Raw genomic sequence first — 16,597 nt, 5'->3', positions numbered from 1 at the left:
CAACCCGTGTTCTGGACGGCCAGCGCACCCCGCAGTCACCGCACTGGTATACGTGCCCGCGCCACCGCCGGAGCCGTTGCGGCAGGGATGTTCCTCGCCGTGGGTTGTTCCTCGGGTGGCGACGGAGCGGGTGAGGCGGCGGGCGGCGTCCCCGTCGTCCACAAGGGTCAGCTGACCACCTGCACCCACCTGCCGTACCCGCCGTTCCAGTTCGAACAGAACGGCAAGGTCGTCGGCTTCGACGTGTCCCTGATCGACCTGGTCGCGAAGAACCTCAAGGTCGAGCAGAAGATCCTGGACACGCCGTTCGAGAACTTCAAGACCGGTGCCTTCCTCAACTCCGGCGAGTGCGACCTGGCCGCCGCGGGCATGACGATCACCGCCGAGCGCAAGAAGAACGTGGACTTCTCCGTCCCGTACTTCGACGCCACGCAGGCGCTGCTCGCGACCAAGAAAAGCGGCGTGAAGTCCCTGGCGGACATCAAGGCCAAGAACAAGAAGCTGGGCGCGCAGGCGGAGACCACCGGCGAGAGCTATGCCAAGGACCAGGGCTTCAACCCGGTCGCCTTCGAGAGCTCCGACGCGGTCCTCAACGGACTGCGCACCGGCCAGGTCGACGCCGTCGTCATCGACTACCCCGTCGTCCAGGGCTGGCTCAAGGACAAGAAGAACGCCGCCGAATTCGCCCTCGGTGAGAACATCAACACCGGCGAGCAATACGGCATCTCGGTGAAGAAGGGCAACAAGAAGCTCCTCGACGCCATCAACAAGGCGATCACGGACGCCCGCGCCGACGGCACGTACAAGAAGCTCTACCAGCAGTGGATCGGCCCGCTGCCCCAGGCCGCGTCGTGACGTCTCGGCTGACCAGGCGCCAGCGGCGCCGGGTGTCGCAGGGCATCCAGTACGCCGTGTTCGTCGCGGTGATCGTGGTGATCGGCTTCCTGGCCGACTGGGACCGGCTGCAGAACCAGTTCGCGCAGAAGGACCTGGCCAAGGAGCTCTTCCCGGACATCATCACCACCGCGCTGCGCAACACGGTGGTCTACACGCTCTCCGGGTTCGCCTTCGGCCTGGTGCTCGGCCTGATCGTGGCGCTGATGCGGCTCTCGTCGGTCGCGCCCTACCGCTGGGTCGCCACGGTCTACATCGAGTTCTTCCGGGGCCTGCCCGCCCTGCTGATCTTCATCTTCGTGGGCGTGGCGGTGCCGCTGGCCTTCCCCGGGACACAGATTCCCGGCGGTACGTACGGCAAGGTCGCCCTCGGTCTTGGACTGGTCGCCGCCGCCTATATGGCAGAAACGATTCGCGCGGGCATCCAGGCGGTGCCCAAGGGGCAGATGGAGGCCGCGCGTTCGCTGGGTTTCTCGCATGCCAGGGCCATGGTGTCGGTGATCATCCCGCAGGCCTTCCGTATCGTCATCCCACCGCTGACGAACGAGCTCGTCCTGCTGTTCAAGGACTCCTCACTGGTGCTGTTCCTCGGCGTCACACTGGAGGAGCGGGAGCTGACCAAGTTCGGCAGGGACCTGGCCAGCCAGACCGCCAACTCCACCCCCATCCTGGTCGCCGGGCTCTGCTACCTCCTTGTGACCGTGCCGCTGAGCATCGTGGTGCGCCGCCTGGAGGCCGGCGCCGAGAAGGCCAGGTGACCAATCCGATGTCACAGAAGACGGAGACGGTGGAGAGCATGCGCGAAGGCCGCGCGGAGATCGAGATCCGGGGCCTGCACAAGTCGTTCGGGGACAACGAGGTGCTCCGCGGCATCGACCTGGACGTCGCCCGGGGTGAGGTGGTCTGTGTCATCGGTCCTTCGGGATCAGGCAAGTCGACGCTGCTGCGCTGTGTGAACCTCCTGGAGGAGCCCACGTCGGGCCAGGTCTTCGTCGGTGGCACGGAAGTCACCGACCTCGATGTGGACATCGACGCGGTACGCCGCCGTATCGGCATGGTCTTTCAGCAGTTCAACCTGTTCCCGCACGTGAATGTGACGGAGAACCTCACGCTGCCGCAGCGCCGCGTGCTGGGCCGGGACAAAGCGAAGGCCGAGGCCGTGGCAAGGGAGAACCTCGACCGGGTGGGGCTGGCCGACAAGGCCGAGGCCTTTCCGGCGCAGCTGTCGGGCGGGCAGCAGCAGCGGGTGGCGATCGCACGGGCACTGTCGATGGGCCCCGAGGTGATGCTCTTCGACGAGCCGACCTCGGCGCTCGACCCCGAACTGGTCGGCGATGTGCTCTCGGTCATGCGGCTGCTGGCCGCCGAGGGCATGACGATGATGGTCGTCACGCACGAGATGAGCTTCGCCCGCGAGGTCGCCGACCGGGTCGTGTTCATGGACGGCGGAGTGATCGTCGAACAGGGTCCGGCCGAGCAGGTCGTGGGCGATCCGCAGCACGAGCGGACCAAGAACTTCCTGATGCGCATCCTGGATCCGGCCGCGGCGCAGGCGCCGGTGGAGGGCACGGGGCCCGATGTCGGCAAGACGGATGAGGGCTCGTCCCACGGATGACCCCGCGGGGCCGGGTGTTCGGACGGGCCGCGCGTTTCGCCCGTCCGGCACCCGTGCCGTGCCCGTGCCCGTGCCCGCACTAGCGTGACCTCATGGACACGCATGACGCGGCAGGTCCGCCGCCCCTGCCCGACGACCGCGACTTTCCCGCGCGCGGCGCCCCGGGCTGCCGCGGAATCGCCGAGCTGGACGCCGTCGTCACTCAGTGCCGTGCGTGCCCGAGGCTCGTGGCCTGGCGCGAGGACATCGCCGTCACCAAGCGCCGGGCGTTCCAGGAGTGGGAGTACTGGGGCAGGCCGGTCCCGGGCTTCGGCCCGCCGGACGCGGCACTTGCGGTGGTCGGTCTGGCGCCCGCGGCGCACGGCGGCAACCGCACGGGCCGGATCTTCACCGGGGACGCCTCCGGCGACTTCCTCTTCAAGGCCCTCCATGCCGTGGGGCTGGCGTCCCAGCCGACCTCCACACACCGTGGCGACGGCCTGGAACTGCACGGCGTGCGGCTCGCCGCACCCGTCCATTGCGCTCCGCCGCAGAACAGGCCCACGCCCGGTGAACGGGACACCTGCCGGCCGTGGCTGGCGAGGGAGCTGGAGCTGCTGAGGCCTACCCTGCGCGCGGTGGTCGTCCTGGGAGCCTTCGGCTGGCAGGCGGTGTTGCCGGTGCTGGACCAGGCGGGATGGCAACTGCCGCGGCCCCGCCCCGTGTTCGGACACGGCGTCCAGGTGATGCTGCCGAGCTCCGGCGCCGGGCGGGAGCTGCACCTGCTCGGCTGTTACCACCCGAGCCAGCAGAACACCTTCACGGGGCGGCTGACCCAGCCCATGCTCGTCGACGTCTTCCGGCACGCCGCCGACCTCGCGGGCCTGAGTCCGTAGGAGGACAGGACCGCTCGCGTGTTTCCCTGCGGGAGCCGCGGATCCGCGCGAGCGTCGCGGTCAGAGCAGCAGACGCAGCGTGGTGTCCGCGACACCGAGCCGGACAGTCTGACCCCAGGTCACCTCCAGCGCGTCGGTCTCGATTCCGTCGCCGAAGGCGACCAGCCGGTCGGATTCGACAACGAGCCTGAGCTGCTCGGCGCGTTGAAGTGTTCCCTCCACGAAGGAGGTGCCGGTGGTGGGGGAGGGCCACGCCTCGCGTACGAACCAGATGAGCCCCGGATCGGCGGGACCGGGAAGTGTCAGCGTGCTGGCCCGCTCCTGCCACAGCGACCGCAGCCACCCGGTCGCACCCGTGCCGGTGCCGACCAGGACGCCCGAGGACGCCTGCGCCTCGCCGGGTGCCGCCTCGTCGTTGTGCCCGATGCGGTAGCGAGCCGTCTGGTGGCCCCGCGGGCCGAGATAGATCTCGTTGAGGGCCAGAAGGCGCTGGGTGTCGTCGGCCACCGCCTCCACCATGGTGAGCTCGTCCGCCGCGCACCTGGGGGAAGCGGCGGCGGTGAGCAGTCTGGACGCGTCGCCGGCCCGGTGGCGGACCAGGACGCCCGGGTTGCGGCCCGGATCGGCGTCGATCCCGATCACGGGCTGGCCGGACAGATACTTGGCCGCGTTGGCGACCAGCCCGTCCTGTCCGACCACGACCACCACGTCTTCGGGTGCGAACAGAAAGCGGTCGAGGTCCATCCGCTCAACCCGTGCCTGCCGCCACTGAAGCGGAACCGCCGCCGCCACCTGGGCGAGGGTGCGCCGCGCACGGTGGTGGCGCTCGGCCACCTCCTCGATGCCGCGGCCCCGCGAGGAGAGGAAGAACCCGGCCTGGCCGTGCGTGCCGTGGCGGGCGAGCAACTCCTCGTACTCGGTGGTCCGGTGCACGAGAACCGCCCGAGGTGCGAGGCTCATCCCCGGTCCCCGTCGGGGCGGCCGAGCCTGGCCAGCAGGCCGGTCAGGACGTCGGGCGACACGGTGAGGCTTTCGATCCGGGGCAGGTTCTCGGCGAGCCGGGTGCCGGTCAGCGCGTGCAGTGTGGCGGCGTCGACGTCGGCGTGCACCCGCAGCCAGGCGGCCTGCGCCTGGGCCCGTGCCTCGCCGACCTCGCGTGCCGCCACGGCCTCGGCCTTGGCCAGCCGTATCGTGCGGGCGGCCTCTGCCTCGGCCCGTACGCCGTCGGCCGCGGCGCTCTCCTCGGCCTCGCGGCGGGCGTTGGTGCCGCGCTGCTCTACCAACTGCTCCTCGCGGCGGGCCAGTTCGATCTTGCTGGCGAGCTCGTTCTCCGCGATGGTGCGCTCCCGCTCGACCGCGACGGCCCGTCGTTCGTACGTTGCGCGGTCGGCCTCCTGCTGGATCTGCTCCCGCGCCGGAGTGCGCAGTGCGCGCTCGACCTCGGGCTCGGGACGCAGTGCGACGACGCGCACGGCGACCACCGCGATGCCGGTGGCCTCCAGCCGGGGCTCCGCCGCCAGTCCCTCGGCGATCCGCCCCCGTACGGACGCGACGCCGTCGGCCAGCGCCGCGGCCAGCGGTGTACGGGCCAGCACATCGAGTGCGTGCTGCTGCGCCGTCTCGGTGAGCAGGGTGGAGATCTGCTCCAGCGGGGCGCTGCGCCAGACGCCGGTGTCCGGGTCGATGGAGAAGTCCAGCCGAGCGGCCGCGGTGGCCGGATCGCCGATCCGGTACGTCACAGTCGCCTGAACCGTGACGTCCTGGAAGTCGGAGGTACGGGCGTGGAAGGCCATGGCCAGTTCCCGGTCGTCGACCGGCACTTCGCACAGGGCGGCCGTGAGCGGGCGGTACCAGAAGCTCAGCCCGGGCTCGTCGTGGACGAGGCGGCCCCGACGGTGATGGCGGACATGGGCGGTGGGTGCGGAGCGAAGATGACGCCAGCCGAAGCGCCTGATGATGTCGGCCATGACAACCTCCCCTTTTCGTCGTACCGACGATATAAGGTGAAGCTGCTTATCGTCAATGCGACGAAATGTGGGGCGGCGGCTCGACCGGCGAGGCGTAGGGGCAACTCAGGGGCCGCTTCACGACCGCAGCCGGATCCATGGTCCGAGCCCGCCGCGTAGTGGCGCTCGGCGGGGGATCGGTATGGCCTGGCTCGGTCCTGAGACTGGGACTTGGCCGGACTGTCATCGTGACAGGGCCGCGCCAAGGGTGCCAGGTGTATGCGTTCAGGGTGGCGGAGCCGTTCCGTGGGCGGCGGTGGCGGGGGCCTCGGTTCCCTCGCGCACGGCGTCGACAATGGCCTGGTGGAGGGTGCGGCTGGCCTGTTCGGACGGGCAGGGCACCGGGCTTCCGGCCATGGTGAACCAGTCCGTCGCCCCGCTGTACTGAACGGCGATCTGAGCCTGGCCGTCCGCCGACCAGGTGGTGTGGACGGTCACGTCTCCTTTGATCACGCCGACTTCCTCGGTGAGGACGCCGCCGGGTCCCGCGTAGATTCCGGTGGTGGTCCACGATGCCCAGGTCATGGCGCATGCCTTACTGACGGTGGGAGAAGGTGAAAGAACACGGCTGCCTCCGAGCGCAGCTCTGCGGAACGCCGTTCTTCGAGTCTGACACTTGCGCCACGGGTGCGCGCGGTGGTGTCGGGGCCCAATTCATTGCGGGCACGTTCGGCCTGGCAAGGGTCGGGCTCCGACCCGCCACCGAGAGGTCCACCGTCCCACGGCGGAGGGGGCCAAGGCGACGACTGCGCGTCGTGGTGACGCAGGGCGTGACCTCCGGCGGCTGGGGCAACTGAAGCGGCGGAGGCGAGACCTGGTACCAGCCGGTCAACGAAATCCTCGGCCGGTACGGACTGACCCTGCACACCGCCTGACCAGGCCCCACGGGCGTTCCGTACCGGGCATGACGTCGGGAAGGGCCCTATCCGCTTCTCGCGGATCCTGATTGCGCGGTGCGCGGCTCGGCTGCCGGCCGCTCCTCCGCGTCTCGTGCGGGTCCTTCCCGGCCACTCCATGGAATCACCAGGGGCTGCTCCATGGCCAGGGGGCATGCGGCTCCTCACCTAAAGAGCCGTTGTCCAGGCGTACGGAGGCGCGAGGTGCTCACCGCCACCGGCGCCCACGCTCTCCAGATCGCGGTCCGCGATCCGCGTCAGCTGCGCAGCGAGGTCCTTGAACGCCCTGCCTGCGGCAAGCTCGTCGCCGATCTCGGGGACATCCGGGTCCTCGGTGCTGCATCGGGCGGTCCCGTGGCCCGTGATCGTCGAGGTGCCGGTGTCCAGCACCACCCGCGCCTTCGTCGTCCCGTCCTCCTCGAACAGGTACAGGCTGACCTTCCACTCCAGGGTCCGTGTCGTCATGGCCTTCCTCCTCGACGGCAGCCGGCCGCAGTGGGCCGCCGCTGCGGATGTCCTGTCTTCAGGGTCCACCCATCCGGGGCCTGCCGTGAATTTCTGTTGGAAGCAGGGGCCGACCGGCTGTCGAACGAGGCCCGCTGGGCTCATGCTGGAGGTGGGACGAATCAGTCACCGTGGGCACCGGGCGAGCGGACGCCGGCTCGGTCCTTCGAGTGAGCGAGGTCAGGCCATGACTGCAGATCTGCCCGGCCGGGGGCGGGGCACGCATTCGGAGCCGGAGCGCGGGACACCGCGCGGAAATCCTCTGCGCCGCAGGTCGGACCGCGTGCAGCGGTGGGTCGGCGCCTCCGCGGTGGTGCTGTCCCTCGGCGCGGTGCCGGGGGTGGCAACCGTGGTGGGGCTCGCCGTTCACCAGTCCGAGATGCACAAGGTCCAGGAGGCTGCGGCCTCGTACATGGTCGAGGCACGTCTGGCCGCCGACGCGGGTACGCGCAAGGCGGCGGCCCGGGGGGACGATCCCATGGCGGCACAGGTCCAGTGGAAGCAGCTTGACGGCGTCGTGCGCACGGCGAAGGTCAGGGTCGACCCGGGCACCCCCGCCGGCTCCGCGATACAGATCTGGGTGCGGCCGGACGGCACCGCGACCAGGGTGCCGCCGACGACCTCCTCGGAGGCAGTTCTCGCGGGCTGGCTGACGGCGATTGTCACCGGCGCCGGAGTGAGCGGAGCCTGCTACGTGTCGTGGAAGGGTTTCGTCTACTTCCTGGACCGCCGAAGGTACGCGCAGTGGGAGCGGGAGTGGGAGGAAGCGGAACCCGGTATGTCCGGCCGGACCCAGGACCTGTGAGACGAAGGTCCCGGAGCCTGTGAGCCGAAGGTCCCGGAGCATGCCGGAGCAGTCACGGCCGTGACCGCCCGGTCGGGATTCAGCCGTAGCGGTGGTCGTCTTCAGGTGAGTCCGGCCTGTCGGCGAGGTGGTTCGGCGGGGGAGCGGCCACCATGCCTCCATGATCAACAAAATGCGCAGTACCGGGCGGAGCCGGCGGTCGGTGGTGCTCGCCCTGGCGCTGACGCCGCTGGCCGTTCAGCCCGCCGCAGCCGATGCCGGTGCGGTCCCGCCGCAAACCGCCGAGCGCCGCGTCGAGGCGTACCTGGACCGCATCCACGACCGGCCGGAGGCACTGGTCTCCTTCTTCCGGCAGCTGCCCAAGGGCGGCGACCTGCACAGCCACCTCTCGGGTGCGGCATCGACCGAACTGCTGATGGAACTCGCCGCCGAGGACGGCCTGTGCATCGAGAACGGCACCCTGCGAGCCGTTGCGCCGCCGTGCCCGGCCGACAGCCGGCCCGCAGCGCAGCTGAGCACCGATGCCGCCTTCCGGTTGATGGTGCTGCGCGCCTGGTCGATGCAGGACTTCACACCCGGCGCGGAGTCCGGGCACGACCACTTCTTCGCCACGTTCGGAAAGTTCGGCGAGGCGTCGTGGCGACATCCCGGCAGGCTGATGGCCGAGGTGTCCAATACGGTGGCACGGCAGAACCAGTTCTACCAAGAGCTGATGATCACGCCCAACAGCCAGGGGGCGAGGGTGCTCGCGGACAAGGTGGGTTACGACGCGGACCTGTCCCGGATGCACCGCAATCTGCTCGCCGACGGCGCGACGGACCAGGTCGTACGGCAGGCACAGGCCGAAGCCGACCTCGGACTCGAAGAGTTCCGCGCCGTGGCCCATTGCGGCACCACGCGGCCGGACCCCGGCTGCGCCGTGCCGTTCCGGTTCATCTCGCAGGTGTCGCGGAACTCGGCCCCCGAGCGGGTCTTCACCCAGATGGTGCTGGCCATGGAACTGGCCGAACGAGACCCGCGGTTCGCCGCGGTGAATCTGGTCCAGCCCGAGGACGGGGAGGTGTCCTTGCGAGACTACCGCCTGCACATGCGGATGCTGGACCATCTCCACCGTGTCTACCCCCGCGCGCACATCACCCTGCACGCGGGCGAGTTGGCCCCCGGCCTGGTCAAGCCCGAAGAGCTGCGCTTCCACATCCGGGAGGCGGTGAACGTCGGGCGGGCCGAGCGCATCGGCCACGGCGTCGATGTGCGGCACGAGGACGGGGCGGACGCACTGCTGCGGACGATGGCCCAGCGCCGTATCGCCGTGGAGGTTCCGCTCAGCAGCAATGCCCAGATCCTCGGCGTCTTTGGACCGGAGCACCCGTTCCCCCTCTACCGCCGGAGCGGTGTTCCGGTCGTGCTCGCCACCGATGACGCGGGGGTCTCCCGGATCACCATCAGTGAGGAGTACCGGCGCGCGGCAGAGTCGTACGACCTCTCCTATCGCGACCTCAAGGATCTGGCCCGCGCCTCGCTCGACCACGCCTTCCTGCCGGGCCGCAGTCTGTGGCAGAGCCCGGGACGCTACCGCCCGGTCCGCGAGTGCCGCGCCGCACTTCCGGGGGAGCACGAACCGGGTACCGCCTGTGCGGAGTTGCTCGCGTCCAGTCCGAAGGCGGCGATCGAGTGGCGCCAGGAGGCCGCGTTCACGGCCTTCGAACGACGCATTCTGGGGGCCGCCCGCAACTGAGGTGTTGCGGTGTTTGTTCAGGATCCTTCAACTCCTGCCCCGGGCTGTGCGGTTGGTCCTATTGGCACGCCCTGGTACGTGTGGAACAACGACAAGGACACCGCGACGCTCAAGACGTCCACGGGCAGCAGGGTCGACACCTGCTCCTACAACTCGACCAGGGTCGACTACAAGATGTGCTGAGTGTCTGATCGCAACGTGACGAGCGCCCACCCCTCCCGGGGTGGGCGCTCGTCCGTGTCACGGCTCCGGATGTGAGAAAGGACAGTCGGTGGAACGCTCCCTGCCCGCAAGTACGTCAGACAGTACGAGCCGGCCGCGGCCAGCCTCTGTGTGACGTCTTTCACTTCATTATGAAGGTGATGTGACGGAACGTAGTGATACCCCTACATCATCTACACGTACTGTTACCTGTGGCACCGCCAGATCGTGAGCATCCAAGGAGACTCATGCGACCGTTCGCGCTGAACTACGCGTTTCCCGCTGAGAATTCAGCGGTCAGCATCCCGTACTCGTATGACCCCAACCTGCAACTGAACGTCCTGCCCGACGGCCGCCCCGCCATTTCCGACCGGGCGCTCCTCCTCGCAACCGGTACGACGACGTCAACGGCCGGCTCACAGACGCACTTCGACGACTGACCGGCCCGGCGCGACCAATGACTGTGCTGATCCTGACCTGCCAGCAGGACGTGACGACGGACATGGTGGTGGCCAAGCTGCATGAGCGGGGTGTCCCGTTGGTGCGCTTCGATCCGGCCGACCTGCCCGGTGAGGCCGACATGTCGGCCGAGTACGTCCGCGGCGACTTCGAGGGCTACCTGTCGTCCGACGGGCGGCTGCTCAGCATGAGCGGGCTGCGCTCGATCTGGGTGCGCAGGCCGGGTGAGCCCGCGGCGCATGCCGAGGAGCCGTCGGAGTGGCTGAGCGCAGAGTCCCGGCAGGCGTTGTACGGGATGCTGTACTCCACCACGGCGCGCTGGATGAACCATCCGTGCGTCGCGGCGCAGGCCCGGTGCAAGCCATGGCAGTTGCGTGTCGCGCACCGCAGCGGTTTCGCGGTGCCGCCCACGCTCATCACCACCTTCCCGCGTGTGGCCCGGCAGTTCGCGGAGCAGTACAAGGAAATCGTGGTGAAGACCGCATCCGGCCCGCCGTCCACCGATCCTCCCGTCGCCCTGCCGACGACCCGCATCGGACCGGATGCCGACTTCTCCGGCGTCGCGGCGGCCCCCACCCTGCTTCAGCAGTACGTCCCCAAACGCGCGGACATCCGGCTGACATTCGTCGGCGGACGCATGTTCGCCGCGCGGAAGGATTCCGTGTCCGGACAGGTCGACGGGCGCTACGGCACCACCGGACACTCCTGGGAGCCGACGGACGTACCCGACCGGGTGGCGCGGTCGGTGCGTGAGTATGCCGATCTCTCCGGAATCGCTTACGGCGCCTTCGACTTCGCCGTGGACGGCGAAGACGTCTGGTGGTTCCTGGAGTGCAACCAGGGAGGCCAGTTCGGCTTCATCGAGCTGGAAACCGGTGAGCCCATCGCCGAGGCGGTCGCGACCTGGCTGGCCGCCACGCCGGCGCCGAGCGCGCGAGCTCCCTGGGCGGGCTATGACGGCGGTCCGTAGCGTCCCTCAGCCACGGTGCCAGTTTGCCCGGGAGGGGCTTCTTCGCGTCGTTCCCCCACTACCGCAACGTCTTCGACTCGCTCGCCGCGCGGGACGACCTCGTCACCGTCTTCGGGCATTCGGAGCGCTCGGATCCCTCACTCGCCGGACCGGCGCTCTGGACCGCCATGATCCGCGGCGACCAGGTCTCCGGGTGGCGTGTCCACGAAGACACTCCCGCGACCCGAAAGCAGCCGGCGGTGCCGGACAGTCGGTAGTCCGGCACCGCCAGCTGCGCATGGGGAGCGCATCCGCTACTTGACGGAGCCCGCCATCACCCCCTGGACGAAGTGTCGCTGGAAGGCGAAGAAGACCACCAGCGGCACCACCAGCGAGAGGAAGGCCCCCGGCGCCAGGACTCCGATGTTGCTGCCGAACTGCCGCATCTCGGACTGGAGCGCGACGGTGAGCGGCTGGGACTCGCTGTCGGCGAAGAGCAGCGCGACGAGCATGTCGTTCCAGACCCAGAGGAACTGGAAGATCGCCAGGCTGGCCAGTGCCGGCCGCCCCAGGGGCAGGATCAGCCGGGAGAAGATCCGCCACTCCCCGCCGCCGTCCATCCGCGCTGCTTCGAGCATTTCGCGCGGGATCTCGGCGAAGTAGTTACGGAGCAGGAAGATCGCGAAAGGCAGCCCGTAGGCGACATGGAAGAGGATCACGCCCGGGATCGTGCCGAACAGGCCGATGGCGCCGAAGAGTTTGGCCACCGGCAGCAGCCCGATCTGGACGGGCACCACCAACAGACCCACCACCACAAGGAAGATCGCGTTGCGGCCGGGGAACTCCAGCCAGGCGAAGGCGTATCCGGCCAAGGCCGCGATGCCGACGACCAGCGCGGTGGCGGGCACCGAGATCAGGACGGTGTTCCAGAAGGACTGGGTGATGCCGGTGTCCTTGAACAGGGCGGTGTAGTTGTCCATGGACAGCTGCCCCGGATCGGTCAGCGCCGTCCACCACCCCTTGGCCGCGTTGTCCTGCTCGGAGCGCATCGAGGACAGGAACAGACCGGCCAGCGGAGTGATCCAGACGAGTGCGACGACGAGCAGGACGGCCTGGACCACTCCGTTGCCGAGCCATGTGGTCAGCCGGCTCACGGGACCCCGGCGCGGGGGCAGGGCGTGGGCGGGGCCGGCGTTCCTGTCGACCGGCAGGGACGGACCGCGCTCGATGGTGCTGTGGCCGCTCATGCTCCGCTCCTTCGGAAGCGCCGGACGTTGAAGATCATGGCGGGCACGACCAGAAGCAGCAGCAGCACGCTCAGGGCGCTTCCGAGCCCCTGGTTGTTCCCGCCGCCGAAGGACACCAGCCACATCCGGGTCGCCAGCACGTTGGCCTCTTCCTGCACAGGCCCTGGCGCGATGATGTACACGAGGTCGAAGACCTTCATCACATTGATCACGAGCGTCACGAAGACCACGGTCAGCACCGGTGCGAGCAGCGGCACTGTGATCTTCCGGAAGATCTGCCACTCGTTGGCGCCGTCCATCCGGGCCGCCTCAAGGGCGTCCCGCGGGATGGCCGCGAGTCCCGCGCCGATCAGCACCATCGAGAAGCCGGTCCAGATCCACAGATAGGCACCGATGATCGCCGGGGTGACCAGGGCGGGACCCAGCCAGGAAATGCCCTGGTAGGGGGCGGCGAAGTTCTCAGCCGGGAGCCGGACGGTGTACGAACCCGCCTCCAGGCCGCGGAAGTTGAACGAGCCGTCCGCGGCGGTGGTGGCTTTCCCTGCCACCTTTCCGTCCCGTACCACCTCGACCGACATCCCCGGCAGACCCTTCTCGGCCGGGTCGACCTTGCCCGGCCTGCCCCCGCCACCCGGGGTGAAGTCGAGGTAGACGACGCCGCTGACCTCGTCGGCGCCGGGCGTGGCGGAGGAGACGGTCCGGGCGGGCCGGGCGTCGGACGGCATCTTGTCGGGTGCCACTCCGACGAAGCCGAGGCTGATGGACGTGCCGGGGCTGACCGCCTCGGTCGTACGGTAGTCGCCGCCCGGATTCCCGGTCAGGTTCTGGCCCTGCCGGGCTCGTGCGGTGGGGTAGGCGGACCTGTCGTCGAAGGCGTCGTGGACGCCGACAGCGACGGCGTTGAGCACGCCGCGGTTCGGGTCCTCCTCGTACGCGAGCCGGAAGATGATGCCTGCGGCCAGGAACGAGACCGCCATGGGCAGGAAGAGCACCAGCTTGAACGCGGTCGCCCAGCGCACCTTCTCGGTCAGTACGGCCAGCACGAGGCCGATACCGGTCAGCAGCGCCGGAGCCACGACCACCCAGATGGTGCTGTTGCGGATCGCTTTGAGCGTCGCCGGATCGCTGAATATCTCGGCGTAGTTCTCGCCGCCTACGAAGCGGTCACCGCTCGCGTCGAAGAGGCTCCGACCGGCGGAGAACAGCACGGGATAGACGACCAGGGCGCCGAGGAGCAGCAGCGCGGGGAGGACGAACACCACCGCGATGTTGCGCCTCCTGCGCTGCGCCCGCCGCCGCGGATTCGCGGCGGGGGCGGATGTGGTGAGTGCAGCCATGGGTGGAGGGCCTCAGCTCTTGTACGCCTTGGCGGCCGCGGCCTCGAGCTTGGCCGCGGTGGCCTTGGGGTTCGAGGGGTCGCGCAGGAAGTCCTGGAGGAGCTTCCACTCGCCCGCGCCCTTGGTTCCGCCGAACGCGGCCGGCGCCTGGTCGGACATGTCGAAGCGGACCGAGTCTCCGGCGTCCACCAGCGACTCGGCAGTCGCTCGGGTGGTGTCGTCGGCGTACGAGGCGAGGTCGACGTCCTTGTTGGGGGAGATGAATCCTCCCGCGCTCGCCCACACGGCCGCCGCTTCGGGCGTGGCCAGGAACTCGAGCAGCCGCTGTGCGGCCTTCTTGTTCTTGCCGTCCTTGAGGACCACGGCCGCGTCACCGCCGCTGACCACCGGAGCCTTGCCGCTGTCGACGGCGGGGAACGGGAAGAACTTGGCGTCCTCGCCGAGCTTCTTGCCGAAGTCGTCCTTCGCCATGCCGCCGACGAAGTCGCCCTCGTAGACCATGCCGGCCTTGGGCTTGGGGCCGAAGACCTGCTCGACCGAGCCCGGGAAGTCGGTGTTCAGTGCCGCGCTCGAGCCTCCGGCGAGCAGCTGCTTGTCCTTGAAGACCTCGCCCAGGGTGGTCAGCGCCTTGACCACGCTGGCGTCGGTCCAGGGCATGCTGTGGGAAGCCAGCTGGTCGTACTTCTCGGGTCCGGCCTGGGAGAGGTAGATGTTCTCGAACCAGTCGGTCAGCGTCCAGCCGTCCTCACCGGCGACGGAGAAGGCCGGGAGTCCGGAGTCCGCGATGGTGCGGCCGGACTTGAGCATGTCCGCGAAGGTCTTGGGCTCGGCCACTCCGGCCTGCTGGAACGCGCTCGGGCTGTACCAGACGGTCGACTTGTGGGCCGCCTTGAAGTACAGGCCGTAGAAGGTCTTGTCGACGGTGCCGTAGTTCTTCCACACCTCGGCGAGGTTGGCCCCGGCGGTCGAGGCGGCCTTCTCGGACAGCGGCTCGAGCCAGCCCTCCTTGGCGAACTGCTGGAGCACGCCGACCTGGGGGACCAGCGCCACGTCCGGGGCGTTGCCGCCCTCGATCTTGCTGCCGACGAAGGTGGAGACGTTGTCACCGGTGGGCACGAAGACCGTCTTGGCGCCGGTCCGCTCGGTGAAGGCGTCCAGCACCTTGCGGAAGTTCTTCTGCTCGCTGCCGGTCCAGACTCCGGCCACGGTCACGGTCTGACCCTTCAGGTCCTTGCCGCCGCTGGCCGGCTCCGTCGACCCGCCGCAGGCGCTCGCGCCGAGGGCGAGGGCGAGCACGGTGGATGCGGCCGCTGCCGTCCGAATGCTGGTGGTGATTCTCATGATGATGGTCCTTTCGAAAATGAGGGTGTGCTTCAGGTGGTGGGGCAGTCGCCCGTCCACCAAGCGGCGGTCGCTCCGGGGAGCATGCCGTCGGGGCAGGGCCCGCTGGACAGGAGCGGGGTGCCCGCGACCGGGGCCGGTACGGGCTCGGTGCCGAAGTTGACCGCGCAGATCAGCCCGTCACCGCGGGCCATGGCGAGGACCTGCGGGGGTGCCTCCAGCCAGCGCAGGCTGCCTTCGCCCAACTGGGGGAGACTGCGCCGCAGTTGAAGGCCTTCGCGGTAGAGGTGCCAGAAGGAGCGGGTGTCGGCCAGTGCCCGGTCGGTGGCGTGTTCGGCGAACCACTCGGGCTGCGGAAGCCAGGGCCGAGCGCCGGCCGCGCCCTGGCTGAAGCCGAACGGTGAGGCATGGCCGGACCAGGGCAGCGGCACTCGGCAGCCGTCGCGGATGCGCGCACGGCTGCCGGTGCGGCGGAAGATCGGGTCGGTGAGTACCTCGTCGGGCAGATCCAGGACTTCGGGGAGGCCGAGCTCCTCGCCCTGGTAGACATACGCGGCGCCGGGCAGCGCCAGCATCAGCAGGGCGGCTGCGCGGGCACGGGCGGCGCCGAGACCGCTGGCCTCCACGCCGGGCTCGCCCGCGTACCGGGTGACCGTGCGCACCTGGTCGTGGTTGTTGAGCACCCAGGTGACGGTGGAGCCCGTTCCGGCGATGTCGCGTATCGCCTCCGTGATGGTCGCCTGGAAGGCGTCGGCGTCCCAGGGGGCGCTGAGCAGGTCGAAGAAGAAGGCCTGATGCAGTTCGTCCCGCCGTACGTACTTGGCGTGCTCGCGGGCCGTCGGCACGGAGACCTCGCCGACCAGGAGCCTTTCGGTGCCGTCCAGGGACGCGTACTCCTCGCACACCGATCGCCAGCGGCGCCACACCTGGTGGACTTCCGGCTGGTTCCAGGCCAGCGGGTTCACCGAGTCCCGGGCGCGCTCGTCGGCGGCCGGGTCGGCCGAGTCGGGCAGTTCGGGGTGCTTGAAGAGTCCGGCCGCCACATCGATGCGGAAGCCGTCGACGCCCCGGTCGAGCCAGAAGCGGAGCACGCGCTCGAAGGAGTCGCCGACTTCGGGGTTGCGCCAGTTCAGGTCGGGCTGCTGCGGGGTGAACAGGTGGAGGTACCACTGGCCCGGGGTGCCGTCGGACTCGGTGATCCGGCTCCATGCGGGCCCGCCGAACATCGCCCGCCAGTTGTTCGGGGGCTGGGAGCCGTCGGGGCCGCGGCCGTCGGCGAAGTGGAACCGGGCGCGGGCCGCGCTGCCGGGTGCGGCGGCGAGTGCCTCGCGGAACCAGGGGTGCTCGCTGGAGCAGTGGTTGGGGACGATGTCGAGCAGCAGCTTGAGTCCGAGCCTGCGGGCGTCGGCCATCAGCAGGTCGAACTCGGCCAGGTCGCCGTAGACGGGGTCGACGTCGCAGTAGTCGGCGACGTCGTATCCGTGGTCGTGCTGCGGCGAGGGAAAGAACGGGCTGAGCCAGATGCCGTCGACACCGAGCTTCCTCAGATACGGCAGTCCGGCCCGTACGCCGGCCAGGTCACCGATGCCGTCCCCCGTGCTGTCGAGGAAGCTGCGCACGTACACCTGGTAGATCACCGCGTCGCGCCACCAGGAGGTGGCGGTGCGGGAGGAGTGGCCTGTGGCGGCCGGGAGAGCAGTGAGCATCTCGCGTTTACCCGTTCCTGCTGGATG

The 16,597-nt window shown here is 69.4% G+C and carries 17 protein-coding genes and 1 pseudogene; 10 read left to right on the top strand and 8 right to left on the bottom strand.

The genetic code is table 11. The annotated features are described in order from the left end of the window. The first annotated feature begins 87 nt into the window (after positions 1–87). The 4 genes from FBY35_RS21310 to FBY35_RS21295 all read left to right on the top strand — a co-directional run bounded on the left by FBY35_RS21310 (position 88) and on the right by FBY35_RS21295 (position 3,384). The gene (locus FBY35_RS21310) at positions 88–855 is read left to right on the top strand and encodes an ABC transporter substrate-binding protein (protein ID WP_142218090.1); all 768 of its coding nucleotides are present in this window, start codon (positions 88–90) and stop codon (positions 853–855) included. Next, positions 822–1,652, top strand: a complete 831-nt coding sequence (locus FBY35_RS21305; RefSeq protein ID WP_186357030.1) for an amino acid ABC transporter permease — start codon at positions 822–824, stop codon at positions 1,650–1,652. Before FBY35_RS21310 ends, FBY35_RS21305 begins: the two co-directional genes overlap by 34 nt. Positions 1,653–1,660: 8 nt before the next feature. Further along, on the top strand, positions 1,661–2,509 hold the full coding sequence (locus FBY35_RS21300) for an amino acid ABC transporter ATP-binding protein (RefSeq protein WP_313904697.1): 849 nt from the start codon (positions 1,661–1,663) through the stop codon (positions 2,507–2,509). Between the two features lie 92 nt (positions 2,510–2,601). Then, positions 2,602–3,384, top strand: coding sequence for a uracil-DNA glycosylase (locus tag FBY35_RS21295; protein WP_142215598.1), 783 nt, complete (start codon positions 2,602–2,604; stop codon positions 3,382–3,384). A gap of 60 nt (positions 3,385–3,444) precedes the next feature. Here the strand turns inward: FBY35_RS21295 and FBY35_RS21290 are convergent, their stop codons facing one another. The 4 genes from FBY35_RS21290 to FBY35_RS21275 form a co-directional block, all read right to left on the bottom strand. Beyond that, complete coding sequence (locus FBY35_RS21290; protein ID WP_142215597.1) at positions 3,445–4,344, bottom strand: hypothetical protein; 900 nt, start codon at positions 4,342–4,344, stop codon at positions 3,445–3,447. Continuing rightward, positions 4,341–5,351 (bottom strand): SPFH domain-containing protein, encoded by a 1,011-nt coding sequence (locus FBY35_RS21285; RefSeq protein WP_142215596.1) that lies wholly within the window; start codon positions 5,349–5,351, stop codon positions 4,341–4,343. Before FBY35_RS21285 ends, FBY35_RS21290 begins: the two co-directional genes overlap by 4 nt. 264 nt (positions 5,352–5,615) lie before the next feature. After that, entirely contained in the window at positions 5,616–5,915 is a 300-nt protein-coding gene (locus tag FBY35_RS21280) for a hypothetical protein (RefSeq protein WP_142215595.1), read from the bottom strand. A 539-nt stretch (positions 5,916–6,454) separates the two neighbouring features. Continuing rightward, on the bottom strand, positions 6,455–6,751 hold the full coding sequence (locus tag FBY35_RS21275) for a DUF1876 domain-containing protein (protein ID WP_142215594.1): 297 nt from the start codon (positions 6,749–6,751) through the stop codon (positions 6,455–6,457). Between the two features lie 226 nt (positions 6,752–6,977). On the opposite strand from FBY35_RS21275, the gene FBY35_RS21270 reads away from it, so the two are divergent. From FBY35_RS21270 to FBY35_RS21245, 6 genes and pseudogenes are all read left to right on the top strand, one after another. Further along, entirely contained in the window at positions 6,978–7,595 is a 618-nt protein-coding gene (locus tag FBY35_RS21270) for a hypothetical protein (RefSeq protein WP_142215593.1), read from the top strand. Positions 7,596–7,767: 172 nt separating this feature from the next. After that, positions 7,768–9,330: an adenosine deaminase gene (locus tag FBY35_RS21265; protein ID WP_260848771.1), complete on the top strand. Its 1,563-nt coding sequence runs from the start codon at positions 7,768–7,770 to the stop codon at positions 9,328–9,330. Positions 9,331–9,405: 75 nt separating this feature from the next. Further along, a pseudogene (locus FBY35_RS21260) lies at positions 9,406–9,513 on the top strand (lamin tail domain-containing protein); the annotation flags it as partial. A gap of 266 nt (positions 9,514–9,779) precedes the next feature. Continuing rightward, complete coding sequence (tgmA, locus tag FBY35_RS21255; protein WP_142215591.1) at positions 9,780–9,971, top strand: putative ATP-grasp-modified RiPP; 192 nt, start codon at positions 9,780–9,782, stop codon at positions 9,969–9,971. 17 nt (positions 9,972–9,988) lie between these two features. Then, entirely contained in the window at positions 9,989–10,960 is a 972-nt protein-coding gene (tgmB, locus tag FBY35_RS21250) for an ATP-grasp ribosomal peptide maturase (protein ID WP_142215590.1), read from the top strand. A 23-nt stretch (positions 10,961–10,983) separates the two neighbouring features. Beyond that, positions 10,984–11,217 carry a hypothetical protein gene (locus tag FBY35_RS21245; protein WP_142215589.1) on the top strand — a complete coding sequence of 78 codons (234 nt, stop codon included), beginning with the start codon at positions 10,984–10,986 and terminating at the stop codon, positions 11,215–11,217. Between the two features lie 36 nt (positions 11,218–11,253). On the opposite strand, the gene FBY35_RS21240 is transcribed toward FBY35_RS21245, so the two are convergent. From FBY35_RS21240 to FBY35_RS21225, 4 genes are read right to left on the bottom strand one after another with little or no spacing between them, the layout of a single operon-like run. After that, complete coding sequence (locus tag FBY35_RS21240) at positions 11,254–12,186, bottom strand: carbohydrate ABC transporter permease (protein ID WP_142215588.1); 933 nt, start codon at positions 12,184–12,186, stop codon at positions 11,254–11,256. After that, complete coding sequence (locus tag FBY35_RS21235; RefSeq protein ID WP_142215587.1) at positions 12,183–13,523, bottom strand: ABC transporter permease subunit; 1,341 nt, start codon at positions 13,521–13,523, stop codon at positions 12,183–12,185. Before FBY35_RS21235 ends, FBY35_RS21240 begins: the two co-directional genes overlap by 4 nt. A 12-nt stretch (positions 13,524–13,535) precedes the next feature. Further along, positions 13,536–14,864, bottom strand: a complete 1,329-nt coding sequence (locus FBY35_RS21230; protein ID WP_142215586.1) for an ABC transporter substrate-binding protein — start codon at positions 14,862–14,864, stop codon at positions 13,536–13,538. 32 nt (positions 14,865–14,896) lie between these two features. Further along, entirely contained in the window at positions 14,897–16,570 is a 1,674-nt protein-coding gene (locus FBY35_RS21225; RefSeq protein ID WP_142215585.1) for a glycoside hydrolase family 13 protein, read from the bottom strand. Positions 16,571–16,597: the final 27 nt, after the last annotated feature.

It is taken from the genome of Streptomyces sp. SLBN-118, from assembly GCF_006715635.1.
Taxonomy (GTDB): domain Bacteria; phylum Actinomycetota; class Actinomycetes; order Streptomycetales; family Streptomycetaceae; genus Streptomyces.
Note: the sequence above shows the minus strand (reverse complement) of the source record. Positions and strands in the feature narration are given on the sequence as shown.

Bases quoted from the DNA above. Each gene is read 5' to 3' on its own strand.
- FBY35_RS21310 (WP_142218090.1), top strand. From the start codon at position 88: ATGTTCCTCGCCGTGGGTTGTTCCTCGGGTGGCGACGGAGCGGGTGAG.
- FBY35_RS21300 (WP_313904697.1), top strand. From the start codon at position 1,661: ATGTCACAGAAGACGGAGACGGTGGAGAGCATGCGCGAAGGCCGCGCG.
- FBY35_RS21295 (WP_142215598.1), top strand. From the start codon at position 2,602: ATGGACACGCATGACGCGGCAGGTCCGCCGCCCCTGCCCGACGACCGC.
- FBY35_RS21290 (WP_142215597.1), bottom strand. From the start codon at position 4,344: ATGAGCCTCGCACCTCGGGCGGTTCTCGTGCACCGGACCACCGAGTAC.
- FBY35_RS21285 (WP_142215596.1), bottom strand. From the start codon at position 5,351: ATGGCCGACATCATCAGGCGCTTCGGCTGGCGTCATCTTCGCTCCGCA.
- FBY35_RS21280 (WP_142215595.1), bottom strand. From the start codon at position 5,915: ATGACCTGGGCATCGTGGACCACCACCGGAATCTACGCGGGACCCGGC.
- FBY35_RS21275 (WP_142215594.1), bottom strand. From the start codon at position 6,751: ATGACGACACGGACCCTGGAGTGGAAGGTCAGCCTGTACCTGTTCGAG.
- FBY35_RS21270 (WP_142215593.1), top strand. From the start codon at position 6,978: ATGACTGCAGATCTGCCCGGCCGGGGGCGGGGCACGCATTCGGAGCCG.
- FBY35_RS21265 (WP_260848771.1), top strand. From the start codon at position 7,768: ATGCGCAGTACCGGGCGGAGCCGGCGGTCGGTGGTGCTCGCCCTGGCG.
- tgmA (WP_142215591.1), top strand. From the start codon at position 9,780: ATGCGACCGTTCGCGCTGAACTACGCGTTTCCCGCTGAGAATTCAGCG.
- tgmB (WP_142215590.1), top strand. From the start codon at position 9,989: ATGACTGTGCTGATCCTGACCTGCCAGCAGGACGTGACGACGGACATG.
- FBY35_RS21240 (WP_142215588.1), bottom strand. From the start codon at position 12,186: ATGAGCGGCCACAGCACCATCGAGCGCGGTCCGTCCCTGCCGGTCGAC.
- FBY35_RS21235 (WP_142215587.1), bottom strand. From the start codon at position 13,523: ATGGCTGCACTCACCACATCCGCCCCCGCCGCGAATCCGCGGCGGCGG.
- FBY35_RS21230 (WP_142215586.1), bottom strand. From the start codon at position 14,864: ATGAGAATCACCACCAGCATTCGGACGGCAGCGGCCGCATCCACCGTG.
- FBY35_RS21225 (WP_142215585.1), bottom strand. From the start codon at position 16,570: ATGCTCACTGCTCTCCCGGCCGCCACAGGCCACTCCTCCCGCACCGCC.